This is a genomic window from Geomonas anaerohicana (genome assembly GCF_016458305.1).
Taxonomy (GTDB): Bacteria; Desulfobacterota; Desulfuromonadia; order Geobacterales; family Geobacteraceae; genus Geomonas; species Geomonas anaerohicana.
In genome coordinates this window covers 22,197-38,725 of sequence record NZ_JAEMHL010000014.1, presented here as the reverse complement: position 1 = coordinate 38,725, position 16,529 = coordinate 22,197, and the positions used below count along the sequence as shown (strand labels likewise).

The following is a 16,529-nucleotide window of genomic DNA, read 5'->3' as shown; positions in this document are numbered from 1 at the left end:
CTTTAGGCTGCGCCGGGTGCTTGGGCGTCTTGTTCTGGAGCGGTGAGTTTAGCCCTGATCTCTTCGGTGATCTCCGGGTGCTCTTTGAGGAACAGCCGGGAGTTTTCGCGTCCCTGGCCGATGCGCTCCTTGCCGTAGGAGAACCAGGCGCCGCTCTTCTCGACCACGTTGCGCTCGACGGCCAGGTCGAGGACGTCCCCTTCCTTGGAGATCCCTTCGCCGTAGAGGATGTCGAACTCCACTTCCTTGAACGGGGGGGCCACCTTGTTCTTGACCACCTTGACGCGGGTGCGGGAGCCGATCATGTCGTTGCCCTGCTTGAGCGCGGCGATCTTCCTGATGTCCATGCGCACCGAGGCGTAGAACTTGAGCGCGTTACCGCCGGTGGTGGTCTCCGGGTTGCCGAACATGACGCCGATCTTCATCCTGATCTGGTTGATGAAGATGACGCAGCAGTTGCTCTTGGAGATGATGCCGGTCAGTTTCCTGAGCGCCTGGGACATGAGGCGTGCCTGCAGGCCCATGTGCGAGTCGCCCATGTCGCCTTCGATCTCCGCCTTGGGGACCAGGGCGGCGACGGAGTCGACCACGAGCACGTCGATGGCGCCGGAGCGCACCAGGGTCTCGGCGATCTCGAGCGCCTGCTCGCCGGTGTCCGGCTGGGAGACCAGCAGGTCGTCGGTCTTGACGCCCAGTTTCCTGGCGTAGCCGATGTCGAGGGCGTGCTCGGCGTCGACGAAGGCCGCGATGCCGCCCAGTTTCTGGGCCTCGGCGATCACGTGCAGGGCGAGGGTGGTTTTACCGGAGGATTCCGGTCCGAAGATCTCGATGACGCGGCCGCGGGGTACGCCCCCGACCCCGAGCGCCAGGTCCAGGGAGAGGGAGCCGGTCGGGATGGACGCCACGTCCGGCAGCGCCTCCTCGTTACCGAGCCTCATGATGGCCCCTTTGCCGAACTGTTTCTCGATCTGGCTCATGGCCAGGTCTAGGGCTTTTTCCGCTTTTTCCTTATCGAGCATCGTTTTATATCTCCTTAGCCTTGTCAGGCGCTATTTTTGGGGTCTGGTTCCGGAACCAATCACACATAACATAAAAACAGTTCAAGGTTCAACGTTCAATGTTCAAAACGGGAAAACGTTCAACGTTCAAGGTTCAAGATTTGACGGTCGCCCGATGAACACGCTCTGCTACGGCTCCCGTGCCACTTCGAGAGGGGCGGATGCCGTTCAAGGTTCAACGTTCAAGGTTCGAGGTTGGACTGTCGCCCGATGAATGGGAGCCGCTACGGCTCCGGCGCCACTTCGGATGATCGGGGTTAACGTCGAACGTTGAACGTTGAACGTCCGTTAAAACAGCGCCGGCTGGATCGCCTCCTGCTCCAGCGGCAGCACCAGGAAGAAGGAACTCCCCTCGCTGCTTTCCACCCAGACCATGCCGCCGTGGGCCTCGACCATCCCCTTGACGATGGCGAGCCCCAATCCCGCGCCTTTGCCCTGGCGCCTGCCGCTGGAGTGGTGCCGGATCTCGCCCACTTCGTAGAAGATCTCGAAGATCCCCTGCTGCTCCTGCAGCGGAATGCCGATGCCGCAGTCGCGCACCTCGACTTCCAGGTAGCAGCGCTCGCCGCAGCGCCTGAGGAAATCGGGATTGAAGCGCTGCAGCGTGTGGGCGCGCTGGTGCAGGTCGTCCTGCTGGACCACCCGGCCGTTGACCACGATCTCGCCCCCCTCGGGGCTGAAGCGGATGGCGTTCAGAAGGAGCTCGTAGAAGACCCGTTCCAGGTAGCCGCAGTCCCCCTGGAAGAAGGGGAGGTGGTCCAGGTCGCGCAGCGTCACCACCTGGCCGCGCTCCTCGAACAGAGGGTGGAGCTGGTCCAGGAGGTTTTCCAGGAGCATCCTCAGGTGGATGGCGGAGGTCTCCAGACCCTCCCGGCGCGACTCCAGCCGGATCAGCTTCAAGAGGTCCGCGACCAGCGCCTTCAACCTGAGCCCGCCGTCGCGCACCATCTCCATGACCCGGCAGGCGTCCTCCTGCGAATTCCACCCCTGCTGCAGCAGGTGATCCACACCGGAAATGATGCTGGTGAGCGGGGTGTTGAACTCGTGGGAGACCATGCCCAGGAACTGGTTCTTCATCCGGTCCAGCCGGACCTGCTCCAGGTGCGCCCGCTCCACCAGGGCCAGGTTCTGCTTCAGCTTGGCTTCGGAGACGGAGAGGCTCAGGCTGCTCTTCTCCAGCAGCCGGTGCGAGCGCAGCAGTTCGTCGCTCTTCCAGGTGAGCTCGGTGAAGAGCCGGATCTGCTCGATGATGTTGCCCATCTGCTTGCCGACCGTTTCCAGGAAGCGCATCTCTTCGAGGGTATAGCTGTGGGGCTCGCGGTGGATGAGGTGCATCACTCCGAGCACGCGCTCCTGTGAACTGACCGGGATGGAGGTGAGGCTGCCCCATCCTGCGCCGGCACTGCCCAAGGGGACGACGCATACCGCGCGCAGGCGGTCGGGGTTGCTCAGCGTTTCCCCCAGCACCTGTTCCAGGTCGGGTGAGGCGTGTTGCGAGGCGCACAGGGTAGGGGAGGATGTGTCGGGGGGGAAGAGGTGGAGGGTGCCGGCTCCGGCCTGGAGCAGTTCCATCAGCTGGCGCAGGGTCCCTTCCTGCACCGTCTTCAGGTCCTTGCCCAGGTTCATGCTGGTCAGCATGTTGTTGAGGATGGAGAGTTCGCGGTTTCTCTGCCAGATCTCCCGCTCGGTGCGGCGCTTGTCGGTGATATCGCGCAAAAGGCAGTGGGCCACCTGCTCGTCGCCGAGGTCGATGAGCCGGGCGTTGATCTCGCCCAGGAACGAGGAACCGTCCTTGCGTTTGAGCTGAACCTCGTCCCAGTCGGCCTTGCCATTGCGCACCAACTGGTACAGGAAGGTGCGCAGCCGTTCGTGCTCGCTGGCATCGAGCAGGTCGCGCACCACCATGGTGGAGAGTTCGTCCTTGGTGAAGCCGAACAGCTCGCGCCCCAGGCGGTTTTCCTCCTCGAGTTCGGCGGTCTCGACCTTGAAGATGAAGATAGCGTTGCCGGCCCCTTCCAGCAGGCTCTTGTAACGCCGCGCGCTCTTGGCCGCCTCCTGCTGCATCTCCCCGATCTCGCGCCGCAGGCCGTCCACCATGGTCTCCTGGCGCTGCTTGAAGAGCGCCACGAAGCATAGCAGCACGGCCGCCAGCGAGACGGACACGCCGAAGTGCAGCCATCCGGGCAGCGGCGCGTACTGCTCGATCAGAAGGAGCAGCAGTTCGCAGGCGACAATGAGTAACAGCGGCGCAAAGTGCAAGGTCGTTTCCCCTGTACCAGCATTTGTTATGGCCCCGTCATTCGGGGACCGCTGCTCCATGGCGGGTGAGGAGGTGTTCGCGCAGCCAGTTCAGCGCGGTAAAGCAGGTTATGGAGCGGACCCGGGCCCGGTCTCCCTGGAAATTGCAGCGTTCGACCCGGCAGGACGCGGCGTCGGCCAGGGCGACGTACACCGTGCCCACCGGCTTATCCGGCGTGCCGCCGTCCGGCCCGGCGATGCCGGTCACCGACAGGGCCAGGTCGCTGCCGCAGGTCTTGCGGGTACCTTCGGCCATGGCGCGGGCGACCTCGGCGCTGACCGCCCCGTGGCGTTCGATCAGCTCCGGGGGGACCGCGATCATCCGGCTCTTGGCGGCGTTGCTGTAGGTCACGTTCCCTTCCAGGAAGTAGGCGGAGCTGCCGGCCATGGCGGTGATGCGCGCGGCGATCATGCCGCCGGTGCAGGACTCGGCCAGCGCCAGGGTCAGCCCGCTCTCCCGGAACAGCCGTGCCAGCACCTCGTCCATCGTGTCGTCGTCCTCCGCGAACAGGTACCGGGCCAGCCTCCTTCTCACCTCGGCGGCCGCCTGCTCCAGGGGGCGTGCATTTTCCGCGGCCGCGCGCAGGATCACGTGGATCTCGGGGTACTTCACGCAGTAGGCGAGTTGCACGGGGGCGTCCGCCGGGAAGGCGCCTTGCAACTGCTCGGCGATGGCCGCCTCGGGGATGCCGAACACCTTCAGCGTGATGCGTCGCCAGGGGGCGGGGAGCCGCTTGGAAAGCTCGGGGAGCACCGTGTCCGCCAGCATGCGCTCCATCTCGTACGGGACCCCCGGGAGGAAGAAGAGTTCCGCCTGCTCGAGTGCGATCACGAAGCCGCAGGCGGTCCCCAGCGGGTTCGGGATGAGCCGGGACCCGTGCGGAAAAAGCGCCTGGCGCCGGTTGGCCGGGTGCAGCGGCCTGGCGATCCTCTTTTCAAACTCCGCCAGGTGGTCCAGCGCCGTCTGGGACAACTCCAGCTCGACCCCCGCCGCCCGTGCCGCGGCCTGGGCGGTGTAGTCGTCGGGGGTGGGGCCGAGCCCGCCGGTCACGATGACCGCGTCGCTCGCCGCGGCCAGCTCGGTGAGGGCCTGCGCGATCGCCTCCTCGTCGTCCGGGACGGTCAGGTGCCGAAAGACGCGCGCGCCGCAGTCGTAGATCCGCCCCGCGATGTGGCTCGCGTTGGTGTCGGTCACCTCGCCGGTGAGCAGTTCGTCCCCTATGGAAAGGATGGCGACCCTCACAAAAGCCTCAGTACCAGGTGCGTGGCGGCGCAGGCGTAGATGCCGGCGACGATGTCATCCAGCACCACGCCGTAGCCGTTTTTCAGCGAGCGGTCGAACCAGCGCGCCGGCTGCGGTTTCAGGATGTCGAAGATGCGGAACATGATGAAGCCCGCCAGGATTCCCTGCCAGGTCACCGGGACCGCGGTCATGGTCACCAGGTAGCCGGCCACCTCGTCGATGACGATCTTGCCCGAGTCGTGCTCGCCCCAGAGCTCTTCGCCGAAACCGGCGCTCCAGCAGGCAAACAGCGTGAAAGCGACCGTGGTGACCAGGTAAAGCCACAGCGGCATGCCCGACAGGAGCAGGAACAACGGTATGGCGCCGACGGTCCCGACCGTTCCCGAGGCAAAGGGGGAAAAGCCGGTGCCGAACCAGGTGGCGGTGATTATCACGAACTTCTTCATCCCTTGCCGCACTCCCTCTCCACCGTCCGGTACACCTCGACCAGCGGCATCCTCTTCTGGATGGCGATCTCCCGGCACGAGTCGTACTCCGGTGTCACCCGCCCGTTGCCCAGCACCTTGACCCGCACCTCGCCCAGCGAGGTCGCCCGCGTCTCGCACGAGCGGGGGAGGGTGATCCGGCCGGCCGGGTAGTAGCGCAGGCCGATGGCGCTCGATTCCGCCAGGATGATGCCGGAGAGTTGCTCCAGGTCGCCCGGCTTCGCGATCACGGTGAGCCGGGTGCCGGGGCGGTTCTTCTTCATCTGCAGCGGCGAGAAGGCGACGTCCAGCGCCCCCGCCTCCATGAGCCTCTCCATGAGGAAACCAAAGATCTCCGCGGGCATGTCGTCGATGTGGGTTTCGAGGACCAGTACCTCCTGGGCCTCTTTTGCCTCCGCGCTCTCGCCCAGTACCAGCCGGAGCAGGTTGGGGAGCTCCGGGAAGTCCTTTTCCCCGGCGCCGTAGCCGGTCCCCGCGACGGTCATCCCCGGGGGAGGACCGAAGCTGTCAGACAGCGCCGCGACGATGGCCGCGCCGGTCGGCGTGACCCGTTCGCCGGGGCCCACGTCGGGGCCGAGCGGGATCCCCTCCATCAGCTTCGCGGTGGCGGGCGCCGGGACGGGAAGGAGGCCGTGCGCGGTCTTCACGAAGCCGTGGCCGTAGGGAAGGCCCGAGGCGCAGACCCGGTCGATGCCCAGGTAGTCCAGGCCGATGGCGGTGCCGACGATGTCCACGATGGAGTCGACGGCCCCCACCTCGTGGAAGTGCACCCGCTCCAGCGGCACGCCGTGCACGCTCGCTTCGGCCTGCGCCAGCTTCAGGAACATGCGCTGGGAGAGTTCCTTGACCCGCGGCTTGAGGGCGGACTTCTCGATCATCGCGGCGATGCCGGAGTAGTGGCGGTGCGGCTGGTCCTCTTCGGTGAGGGTGACCTTGAAGGAGGTCCCGGCCACGCCGTGGCGCTCGACTTTGCGGCTTTCCAGTGTGTAGCCGCACAGCGGCAGCGAGGAAAGTTCCTGTTGCAGCGTCTCCAGCGGGAGTCCGAGTTCGATCAGGCCGGCCACGGTCATGTCGCCTGCGATCCCGGCGAAGCAATCGAAATACAGTACCTTCATCCGTGAATCCTGTTCATGAGGCTCGCCGCGTAGGCCGCCCCGAAACCGTTGTCTATGTTCACCACCGTTACCCCGGCGGCGCAGGAGTTGAGCATGCCGAGCAGTGCCGCCACGCCGCCGAAGGAGGCGCCGTAGCCCACCGAGGTCGGCACCGCGATCACCGGTTTGTCCACCAGGCCGCCCACGACGGACGGGAGCGCCCCTTCCATCCCGGCCACGACGATGATAACCGATGCTTCCGCGAGCGTGCCGCGCCGCGCCAGCAGGCGGTGCAAGCCGGCCACGCCCACATCGTAGACCTTCTCCACCTCGTTGCCCATCATCTGCGCGGTGAGGACCGCCTCGGCCGCCACCGGGATGTCGGAGGTGCCGGCGCAGACCACCAGCACCTTGCCCCGGCCGCGCAACTCGACCGGGTGCTGTTCGATGGTGAGGGCGCGCGCGTCGGCGTGGTAGACCGCCTGCGGGAAGAGTTCTTTAAGTTTCGCACCCTTGGCACGGTTCACCCTGGTGGCGAGGACATTGCCGCCCTTGGCGAGGAGCGCCTCGACTATCGTGCGCATCTGGACCACGCTCTTGCCCTGCCCGAAGATAACTTCCGGGAATCCCTGGCGCAACGTGCGGTGGTGGTCTACCGTGGCGCAGCCGACATCTTCGAAGGGGAGGTGTTTCAATCTCTCCAGCGCCTGGGGGACGTCGAGTGCCCCCTCACGTACTTCCTGGAGGACCTTTTCAATGACCTTGTTTTGCATGAATATGAAGCCGCCTCCGGAGGTTGGAAAATGGGATTAAGGCTAACATACAAAGGGAGGATTCGCTGCTAAAAAATGCGATTTTTGGCAGGAGCAGGAAATTTTCTGAGAGACGGCGGGGCGGGTTGTGTCACTGCTTTGCAACGTGCCGGAGTATAAAGGAAAAGCCTCCCTGTAGAGGAGGCCTTTGAGGGGGGGGGAGTGAGTGCCGGATCTCTTTCTGCCGGCAGAGGAGGCCATTCCCTTCTTGCGCTGTGCTTCCATAACCGTGCGAAGGATCCTGTTGGCCCTGGTCTGATACCCTTTGCCCGCTTCTTTCAGCCAAGTCACCACGTCGGAACCAGGCGTATGGTTATAGTTTGCTTGGCGGGGACAAAGGTGCAGTGAGCGTGATGTGCTTCCGAAGAATTGCACGAGCCACTACGTTCCCCCCTTTTGCGAAGGGGGGACAGGGGGGATTTGCCTCTCCCTACCCAAGGCGGCCCCCCTTTGATCTCGTTTGATCTCGTTCCCAAGGTCCACCTTGGGAACGCAAAGCCTTTCAGAAGCTCCAGCTTCCTCGGATACATAGCTGGAGCTTTGCACCATATGGGGTTCCCAAGCTTGAGCTTGGGAACCCGGGAATAGCTGGCAAAAGAAAACGGGACGCAGCCCTTGGGCTGCGTCCCGTTTGTCGTTGTAGCTCGTTGCGGCAGGTATACCCCGCCTGGCCCGTCCGTCCCTACCGGATCCGGTTCAACCTGTGCTGGTACAGGTAGTCCGCGCCCTGGTAGTAGGCCAGCATGTCCGCCAGCATGTTATCCGTCACCGGCTCGCTCTTGGCGTCGCCGGTTTTCCTGTCCACCTTGTACTGCGCCGCGTACTGCCTCGGCCCCAGCACCAGGAGCTCGTTGTCGGTGAGGTAGCCGAGCTTCTGGTAGGTCGAGATGAAGGCGCGCGGGGCCTGGCCGGAATCCTTGAACACGTCATGCCCGAGGAAGTCGCTCTGGTAGCTCATGTTCATCAGGCCCAGCACGGTGGGGGCGACGTCGATCTGGCTCATCATCTTGTCGACCTTGGCCGGCTTGATGTGTGCCGGTGAGTAGACCAGCAGCGGGATCTCGTACTTCTTGATCGGGATGTCGGTCTTGCCGGCGCTGCCGGCGCAGTGGTCGGCGACGATGACGAAGATGGTGTCCTTGAACCACGGCTTGCTGCTCGCCTCGGCTATCAGCCTGCCGATGGCGTAGTCGGCGTACTTCACCCCGCCGTTACGCCCCTTCTTGGCCGGGATGTCGATCCTCCCCGCCGGATAGGTGAAGGGGCGGTGGTTGGAGGTGGTCATCACCATGGAGAAGAACGGCTTCTTGGCGGCGAACGACTTGTCCCCTTCCTTGATCACCTTGCGGAACAGGTCCTCGTCGCACACGCCCCAGACGTTGGCGAAGCTGATCTCGTCCTTGGCGAAGTCGGTGCGGTCCACGATGGAGTAGCCGTTTCCCGAGAAGAAGGCGTTCATGTTGTCGAAGTAGCCGTGTCCGGCGTAGATGTACTTGGACTGGTATCCTTTCGCGTTCATGATCTCGCCCCAGGAGCGGAAGCCGCCGTTGTTGGGACGCTTCACGATCGAGGTGCCGGGGAGCGGGGGCACCGAGAGGGTGAGGGCCTCCAGGCCGCGCACGGTGCGGGTGCCGTTGGCGTAGAGGTTGGTGAAGAACAGCGACTGGGGCGCCAGACGGTCCAGGTTCGGGGTCAGCCCCTTGTTGTTGCCGAAGGTGCCCAGGTACTCGGCCGACAGGCTCTCCTCGATCACCACCACCACGTTCAGGTGCTTTTCGGGCCCCTCGGCGCGGATGGTGCGGGTGAAACGCTCGGACTTGGGATCGACGAAGCTGTTGTTTCGCTCCGCGACCAGGGTTCTCAGCCGCGCGTTCACCTGGTTCTGCGGCAGGGTGCGGTAGAACCTGGTGAAGGGGAGCTCGTTGTTGATGAAGGCTGCGAAGAGGTTGTAGACCCCGTTGCCCGCGATCTCGTTGGCGTAGTTGTTCTTGGAGATGGTCGACTGGGAGATGTTGACCACACCGTAGGAGAGCACCACGGGGAGCAGGAGCAGGAACCCGGTGCGGTGATAGGCGCCGTTGAAGGTCAGCTCCGCACCGCGGGTCAGCGGCTTTCTCAGCACCCAGCAGACCGCCGCCGCGACCGCGCCGATCCCGGAGAAGATGGCCGAAAGCGGGTAGGACTCGCGGATGTTGCCGACCACCTCCTGGGTGTAGACCAGGTAGTCGATGGCGATGAAGTTGAAGCGGGTGCCGAATTCGTCAAAGAAGATGTACTCCGCGCAGATGTCGAAGATCAGCACGCCGACGAAGATGGCAAACAAGAAGCGCACCAGCCATAAGTGCCAGCGGTGCGTGGCCACCTTGCGCGGGACCAGGATCAGGTACAGCGCCAGCGGCACGATGGCGTAGGCAAGCGTGGCCAGGTCGAAGTAGAAACCTGCAGCCGCGGCCTTGAGCAGCAGCGAGAGTTTGAGGCCGGCCCCTTTCGGGGTGGCGGCCGCCAGCATGATGCGGATGGCGGTGGAAACTGCGAGGAAGGTACAGGAGACGAAGGCGACCAGACCCAGTCGTCGTTGTGGCATAGTTAACCTCTTTAAGTTCTAGTGACAAAACAACGCACATAATAAGGCAAAGCGCCTTGCCGTTACATTGCAAAAAGATGACATTTGCGTCATGTACTACCCGTCCTGTTCCCCTTTCGCGTCGAGCACAGCCCGCACCTTGGCCGCCAGATCGTTGCTGGTGAACGGTTTGGAGATGAAGTTCACCCCCTGGTCCAGCACGCCGTGGTGTGCGATGACGTTGGCGGTATAGCCGGACATGTAGAGACACTTGACCTGGGGACAGATGGGGAGCAGCCTGCGCACCAGCTCCCTGCCGTTCATGTCCGGCATCACCACGTCGGTGATCACCAGGTCGATCCGGTCGCCGTACTCCTGCGCCACCTTCAGCGCATCCCCCGGTTTCGATGCCGGCAGCACATGGTAGCCCTGCAGGGCCAACAGCGACACGGTGACGTTCAGGATGCTCGGTTCGTCCTCGACCAGCAGGATGGTTTCGCTGCCGCCACGGACCGGCGCGGCGGCCTCCGGTACGGGGCGTGCTCCCTGTTCGGCGTGGCGCGGCAGGTAAATCTTGAAGGTCGTCCCTTTCCCCGGCTCGCTGTAGGTATTGATGAAGCCGTTGTTCTGCTTCACGATGCCGTACACGGTGGCCAGCCCCAGCCCGGTTCCCCGCCCGATCTCCTTGGTGGAGAAGAAGGGCTCGAAGATCTGGGCCATGGTCTCCTGGTCCATGCCGCAGCCGTCGTCGCTTACCGCCAGCAGGACGTAATCCCCCGGCACGAACTCGAAGTGGGCGTTGCAGTACTTAGCGTCGAAGGAGACGTTGCCGGTCTCGATGGTGATCTTGCCGACGTCGGCGATGGCATCGCGCGCGTTGACGCAGAGGTTGGCCAGGATCTGGTCCAACTGCGAGGGATCCATGCAGACGCTCCAGAGCTCTTTGCCGGGGTTCCAGGCGAGGTCGATGTCCTCTCCCACCAGGCGCTTGAGCATCTTCAGCATCTCTTCCACCGCGCCGTTCAGGTTGAGCACCTTGGGTGCGATGGTCTGCTTGCGGGCAAAGCCCAAAAGCTGGCTCGTGAGCGCCGCAGACTTGTCCGCGGCCTGGCGGATCCCCTCCAGTCGCACCAGCGTCGGGTGTCCCGGTCCCAGTTCCCGCATCCCCAGCTGGGCCAGCCCCATGATGACCGTGAGCAGGTTGTTGAAGTCGTGCGCGACGCCTCCGGCCAGCCGACCGACCGACTCCATCTTCTGGGACTGCTGCAGCTGGTGCTCCAGCCTCTGCCTTTCAGCCTCGGCCCGTTTCAGCTCGGTGACGTCGGATACCAGCACGTAAAAGCCGCGCACGGTGCCGTCCACCACGTCGGGAATGTAGTGGGACCAGACGTAGGCGGTCTCCCCGTCGCGCTGCAGCGTTCTTTGGAAATGCTGGGGCTCTCCCGCCAGGACCGCGCGCACGTGCGGCTCGTTCTGGGCGAAAAGCTCTTCCCCCAGGAGCTCGCGCATGGTGGTGCCGATGATCTCGTCAGAATTCTTGCCGAACCACTCGCGGTAGGGCCTGTTGGCGAAGCCGCAGGTCAGGTTCGCGTTCCAGTAGCCTACCAGCCCCGGCAGGTGGTCGGTCAAAAGGCGCAGAAACCGTTCGTTGGCCTGGAGCGCCGTCTCGAACCTCATTCTTTCGGTGATGTCCTCGGTGAAGATGACGATCCCGCCCACCTCGCCCGCCGCCTGATACCAGGGGTGGATCTCCCACCTGACGTACTGCAGCGAGCCGTCCGCGCGCCGGAACTCGTCCGCCTCCGCCCGGAGGGTCTCCCCGGCCAGGCCCCGGCGATGGCACTCTTTCCAGTACTGAGGGATTTCGGGGAAGACCTGGTAGTGCGACAGCCCCAGGATGTCGCGATCCCCCAGGCCGTACATGGACAGCCAGCGACGGCTCACCTCCATGTAGCGCATGTCGCGGTCGAACATGGCCAGGGAAGCGGGCGCGGCCTCGAAGAACAGGCGCAACTGCGCGTTCTTCTGGCTCAGGCGCTCCAGGCTTTCCCGCCGGCCGCGGTCGGCGGCGGCAAGCTGCCCCAGCAGGCGGTTGATCAGGACGTAGAGCAGGGTGGCGGTGCAGAGGATGAAAACGAACCCCTTGGCGACGGCAATCTGCAGCAGCGTCCCCTTGTCCTCGATGAGCAGGTCGATGATGTGGTCGGACCCGTAGATCCAGGACAGCCCGAAGATGGCGTAGATCGCCACGATGCGGACGGCCTGCTTCTGGATCAGCGGGGCTCCGGGTGAAGCGGCGCCCGCAGGTTCCTGGTCATGTTTGGGCAACGGATGCTCCTGTCTCCCCGTTTGAGGGCGCCGGGAAACGCAGGGTTACCACGGTTCCCGCGCCGGGGCGGCTGGCGACCGAGGCGGTGCCGCCGTGAAGGTTCATGATGGAGCGTACGATGGCGAGGCCCAGTCCGCTCCCCTGGTTGTAGATCTGGCGGGCCTGCGGCGAGCGGTAGAACCGGTCGAACACGCGCGGCAGCTCGGCGGGATCGACACCCATGCCGTCGTCCTCGACGGCGATTTCCAGCCCCCCGTCGTCGGTGCCCCGCAGCTTCACCCTGATCTCCCCGAACCGGGAGCCGTAGTGCAGGGCGTTGGAGATGAGGTTGCCCACGGCGCGCTGGAACAGGTTGGGGTCGACGCTCACCTTGCCGTTCCCCTCGATGACGATGGCCGTGTGCTGCTCCTCGGCCAGGTTGCCGTAGTACTCCGCCAGCCGCTCCACCTCTACCCGCGCGTCGATCAGCACCGGCTGGTGGGTCCGGTCGGGACGCGCCAGGAAAAGGATGTCGCCCACCATGCGCGACAGGCGCTCGTATTCCTCGATGGCCGACTCGATGATGCGGCGGTACTCCTCCTCCGAGCGCGCCCGGGAGAGTGCCACCTCCGCCTCGCCGCGCAGGTTGTTGATCGGGGTGCGCAGCTCGTGGGCCAGGTTGGCGGAGAATTCGGAAAGTCGGCCGAAGGATTCCTCCAGCCGCCCCAGCATGGCGTCCAGCGCCACGGTAAGCTGGTCCAGTTCGCGCGGCCAGCTCGCGGTCCCTATGCGCTGGTGCAGGTCCGCCTCGGTGATGTGCGCCACCTTTTCCGCCATCTCCTGTAGCGGCCGCAATCCCCGGCGTGCGATCGCGACGCCGGAAAGTGCCGCCAGCAGCAGGCCGGTCACCACCGCCGCCGCGGTCCGGATCAGGTACTTCGACATCAGGGCGTCTTCGTCGGTGATCTCCAGCGCAATCTGGATCAGCCGGTAGTGGGGATTGCCGTCCCGCTCCGCCCAGGCGGCATTGAGCAGGTAGTGCCGTTTGTCGGGAGCGCGGTACTTACGGCCGCGGCTGATCTTCTCGGCCCTGGTCACCGCCGGAGGGAACAGCTCGACCGCCAGCCCCGCCATCTCCGGGGACTGCATCAGGGTGCGTCCCTCGGCATCCTGGACCCGCACCAGGTTCCGGCTCGGCTGCCCCGGCCCCTTGGTCGGGATCTGGTCCCGCAGGGCATCGGGATGGCGGGCGATGATGTCCCTGAGCGTCCCGATCCGCTCCACCAGGAAATCGTTGTCCTCGTAGTCGAGGTCTTTGTACAGGGCTTTGAACTGGAACCAGTTGGTGCACAGGAGGATCAGCAGGGTGGCGACCAGGTAGAAACCGACCAGACGCGCGGTGATCGAGTTGGAGCGGGGGAGGTCAGACCGCTTCGTCGATGACATAGCCGACCCCCCTGATGGTTTGGATGAGCTTCAGGGGGAACGGGTCGTCCACTTTTTTCCTCAACCTCCTGATGGCGACATCCACCACGTTGGTGTCGCTGTCGAAGTTGATGCCCCATACCTGTTCCGATATGGTGGTGCGGGAGAGGACCTCGCCGCGGCGCCTGAGCATCAAGGCCAGCAGCTGGAATTCCTTGACGGTCAGGTCGAGGGTCTGGCCGCCGCGCCGGGCCTTGTGCCGGACCAGGTCCAGTTCCAGGTCCGCAAGCTTCAAAAGCTCGCTTTGCTGCAGCGGGTGCCGGCGCAGGATGATCCTGATCCGCGCCAGCAGTTCCGAGAAGGCATAGGGTTTCACCAGGTAGTCGTCGGCGCCAAGTTCCAGGCCGTGCACCCGGTCGTGCACCGCGTCGCGCGCCGAGAGGAAGATCACGGGGACTTCCTTGCCCGCCTCCCTGAGCTCCTGAATGATGGCCCACCCCCCCTTGATGGGGAGCATGACGTCGAGGATGATCAGGTCGTACTGCTCGGTCATGGCCAGGTGCAGGCCGTCCTCGCCGTCGTTGGCGATATCGACGCTGAAACCGTTCTCGGTAAGCCCCTTTTTCAGGTAGTTGGCGGCCTTGTGCTCGTCTTCGATGATCAGGATGCGCATCCGACTCCCCACTGCTCATGAATTACCCGCAAGAGTATATATCATTGGAGAGCCGGACGCGATAACTATAATAAAAAACAGCGTCTACACCCTGAACCATCCCACCATGCCGTTTAATTCGGTGGCGAGCTGGGACAGGCCCCCCGAGGAGTGCCTGATGTCGGTGAAGGAGCTTCTGAGCTCGTTGGCGATCTGGTGCACCCCCTCCATGTTCTGCGACACCTCGCCGCTGGTGGAGGACTGCTCCTCGGCGGCCACCGCGATCCTTTGCACCATGTCCGCGACCTGCTCCACGTAGCTCACGATCTCGCCGATGGCCGCCAGGGTCTGCTGCACCTGCCCCTGGACCTTCTGCACCGACTCCCGTTCTTCGTGCATGTACTCGACTGAAGAGCGGACGCTGTTCTGCATGGTCTTCACGGTCTGGGCAATCTCCTGGGTCGCGGTCCCGGTCCGCTCGGCCAGTTCCCGCACGTTGTCGGCGACCACGGCGAAGCCGCGCCCCTGCTCGCCGGCCCGCGCCGCCTCGATGGCCGCGTTCAGGGCAAGGAGGTTGGTTTGATTGGCGATGTCGTTGATCAGGGTGACCACGTCGGATATCTCTTCGGACTGTTTCCCCAGCAACTCCACCTTTTGGGCCGCCTGCTGCACCGATTCGGCGAAGCGGTCCAGTTCCCGCGCCGTTTCGGTCATGGCGTGCTTGCCGCGTTCCGCGATCCCTTTCATCTTGGTGGCCGCATCCGAGGTGTCGCTGGAGTTGCGCGCGACCTCTATGGTGGTCTGGGTCATCTCGGTCATGGCGGTCGCGGAGTGGTCGATGCGGGCGGTCTGCTCTTCGGCCCCCTGCTCCAGGGCCACCGCCGTCGCCGAGAGCTCCTCGGAACTGCTGGCCAGGCTTTGGGTGGCGTCCTTGATCTTGCCCACCATCCCCCTCAGGTTGTGCACCATCTCCCCCATGGCGAGCTGCACCTTGCCCACCTCGTCGCCGCTCTTGCTGTCGATCTGCACGGCAAGATCCCCCTTGGCCACCGCCTGCGATACGGAGAGGAGCTGGGCCAGCGGTCTGGAGATGGAGCGGTACACCCAGATGCCGAAGATGATGCCGAACAGGACGGCGCCGAGGCTGATGGCGGCGATGAGCAGCGTGGAGAAACGCACCATCTTGTTCACGGTGGTGATCGCCTTTTCCTGGTCCACCTGGGCGACGCTCACCGTTTTCTGCCCGCTCTCCGCCTGCTGCTTGACGATCTCGCGCAGTTTACCCATGGCGGCGGCCGCCTTGGCCTCCATGTCGAGCCGGTTGCGAATCTTGGAGAGAACGCCGTCTTTCACGAAGAGCAGCCCCTTGATGGCGGAGAGCGCCCCCTCCGCCTGGTGCAGCAGCGCCGCCTCGCCCCGCGCGTTCAGCCTGGCGAGCGACTTGGCGAGCTGGGCGTCCACCTGGCCGATGCGCCCGAAGATCCCGTTCAGCTCGGCCTCGATGGCGACGACGTCCTTGGCGCTCCCCGCGGTGAACAGGCGCGAGGCGAGCCCGTCCACCTTGAGCCCGAGCGAGAGGAGCTCGGAATTGCCTGCCATCACCGAGGTGGCCACGGTTGAGTTGTTGAAATAGGAGGACTGCTTGTGGCTTTCCGAGGCAAGGGTGTCCGCCGCCATGGCCGCCTCCTGCTCCAGGACCAGGTTCACCGCGTTCATTTTCTGGGTGATCTCGGAGAAGAGCTGGTCCCGCGCCGAAGTGTCGGTGGCGCCGGGCTCGACCGCGGCCCCTTGCGCCTTGCCGAACGGTGCGATCTTGCTGTTCAGGTACTTGAGGTCGGCCGAGATGCTGCCGGAGTTTTTCGCCAGCTCGTTTTGCAGCGCCTTGTTCATCGCCGAGTTGCACTTGGCCAGCGAGATGAGGACCGCCTTCTTCCCTTGTGCCTTGCTCACCTCCATGAGCCCCAGGTGGAAATCCTTCAGGGTCAGCTTGAGCGCCTCCACGTTGCGCACCCGGTCCGAGACCCCCTTGGTCTCGGTCACCGACCTGCTGTAAGAGGTGGAGCTGGAGGACTGCAGCCCCTTGATCTTGGCATCCAGTTCCTTGAGGCGCGTGGTGGCCTCGCGCATCCGCTCGGTGATGGCCTTGTTGGCGGCGGCGGCGTCCTCCTCGGCCTGCAGTTTTCCCCTGGTGACGGTGAAGATCTCGCCGGCGATGCTGGTCAGCGCCTGGTGCGCTTCGAGCTTCACGTCCCCGGAAAGGGCCTGCAGCGCACCCTGCCCCTTTTCCACCACGGCGAGCGATTTCTCGGCCTCGGTTTTCCCTGTCTCGAACTCGGTGCGGCTTCGGGATGCGCTGGCCTTGATCAGGTCGGCCGTTGCCTCCTGGATTTCGCGCTGGAACTCTACCGTTCTCATCTGGAACGGGGTGCTGCGCTGGGTGAGATCCTGGAGCTTGCTGTCGACAAAGCGCATGCCGACGATGCTGGCGATGGCGACTCCGGCGACGATGAGGATCACGGTGATTACGTTCAGGGTCAGCTTGGTCTTGATAGTCATGCATCTACTCCACTCTATGGGCGCTGGGGAAACCG

The 16,529-nt window shown here is 64.4% G+C and carries 12 protein-coding genes; all 12 read right to left on the bottom strand.

The window, feature by feature from the left end; all coding sequences use genetic code 11:
* Positions 1-2 precede the first annotated feature (2 nt).
* Positions 3-1,019, bottom strand: coding sequence for a recombinase RecA (gene recA / locus JFN91_RS19225; RefSeq protein ID WP_199390767.1), 1,017 nt, complete (start codon positions 1,017-1,019; stop codon positions 3-5).
* 327 nt (positions 1,020-1,346) lie between these two features.
* Positions 1,347-3,317 (bottom strand): ATP-binding protein, encoded by a 1,971-nt coding sequence (locus tag JFN91_RS19220; protein WP_199390766.1) that lies wholly within the window; start codon positions 3,315-3,317, stop codon positions 1,347-1,349.
* A gap of 37 nt (positions 3,318-3,354) precedes the next feature.
* Positions 3,355-4,599, bottom strand: coding sequence for a competence/damage-inducible protein A (locus JFN91_RS19215; protein WP_199390765.1), 1,245 nt, complete (start codon positions 4,597-4,599; stop codon positions 3,355-3,357).
* The gene (locus JFN91_RS19210) at positions 4,596-5,045 is read right to left on the bottom strand and encodes a phosphatidylglycerophosphatase A family protein (protein WP_199390764.1); all 450 of its coding nucleotides are present in this window, start codon (positions 5,043-5,045) and stop codon (positions 4,596-4,598) included. Before JFN91_RS19210 ends, JFN91_RS19215 begins: the two co-directional genes overlap by 4 nt.
* Complete coding sequence (gene larC / locus JFN91_RS19205) at positions 5,042-6,199, bottom strand: nickel pincer cofactor biosynthesis protein LarC (RefSeq protein WP_199390763.1); 1,158 nt, start codon at positions 6,197-6,199, stop codon at positions 5,042-5,044. The genes JFN91_RS19210 and larC overlap by 4 nt, the downstream gene beginning before the upstream one ends.
* The gene (gene larB, locus JFN91_RS19200; protein ID WP_199390762.1) at positions 6,196-6,951 is read right to left on the bottom strand and encodes a nickel pincer cofactor biosynthesis protein LarB; all 756 of its coding nucleotides are present in this window, start codon (positions 6,949-6,951) and stop codon (positions 6,196-6,198) included. The genes larC and larB overlap by 4 nt, the downstream gene beginning before the upstream one ends.
* A gap of 42 nt (positions 6,952-6,993) precedes the next feature.
* Positions 6,994-7,281, bottom strand: coding sequence for a hypothetical protein (locus JFN91_RS22120; RefSeq protein WP_328747645.1), 288 nt, complete (start codon positions 7,279-7,281; stop codon positions 6,994-6,996).
* A 391-nt stretch (positions 7,282-7,672) separates the two neighbouring features.
* The gene (locus tag JFN91_RS19190; RefSeq protein WP_199390761.1) at positions 7,673-9,574 is read right to left on the bottom strand and encodes an LTA synthase family protein; all 1,902 of its coding nucleotides are present in this window, start codon (positions 9,572-9,574) and stop codon (positions 7,673-7,675) included.
* Between the two features lie 96 nt (positions 9,575-9,670).
* Positions 9,671-11,881 (bottom strand): hybrid sensor histidine kinase/response regulator, encoded by a 2,211-nt coding sequence (locus JFN91_RS19185; protein ID WP_236015252.1) that lies wholly within the window; start codon positions 11,879-11,881, stop codon positions 9,671-9,673.
* Positions 11,868-13,307: a heavy metal sensor histidine kinase gene (locus tag JFN91_RS19180; RefSeq protein WP_199390760.1), complete on the bottom strand. Its 1,440-nt coding sequence runs from the start codon at positions 13,305-13,307 to the stop codon at positions 11,868-11,870. The genes JFN91_RS19185 and JFN91_RS19180 overlap by 14 nt, the downstream gene beginning before the upstream one ends.
* Entirely contained in the window at positions 13,285-13,959 is a 675-nt protein-coding gene (locus JFN91_RS19175; RefSeq protein WP_199390759.1) for a heavy metal response regulator transcription factor, read from the bottom strand. Before JFN91_RS19175 ends, JFN91_RS19180 begins: the two co-directional genes overlap by 23 nt.
* An 84-nt stretch (positions 13,960-14,043) precedes the next feature.
* Positions 14,044-16,494: a methyl-accepting chemotaxis protein gene (locus JFN91_RS19170; RefSeq protein WP_199390758.1), complete on the bottom strand. Its 2,451-nt coding sequence runs from the start codon at positions 16,492-16,494 to the stop codon at positions 14,044-14,046.
* Positions 16,495-16,529: the final 35 nt, after the last annotated feature.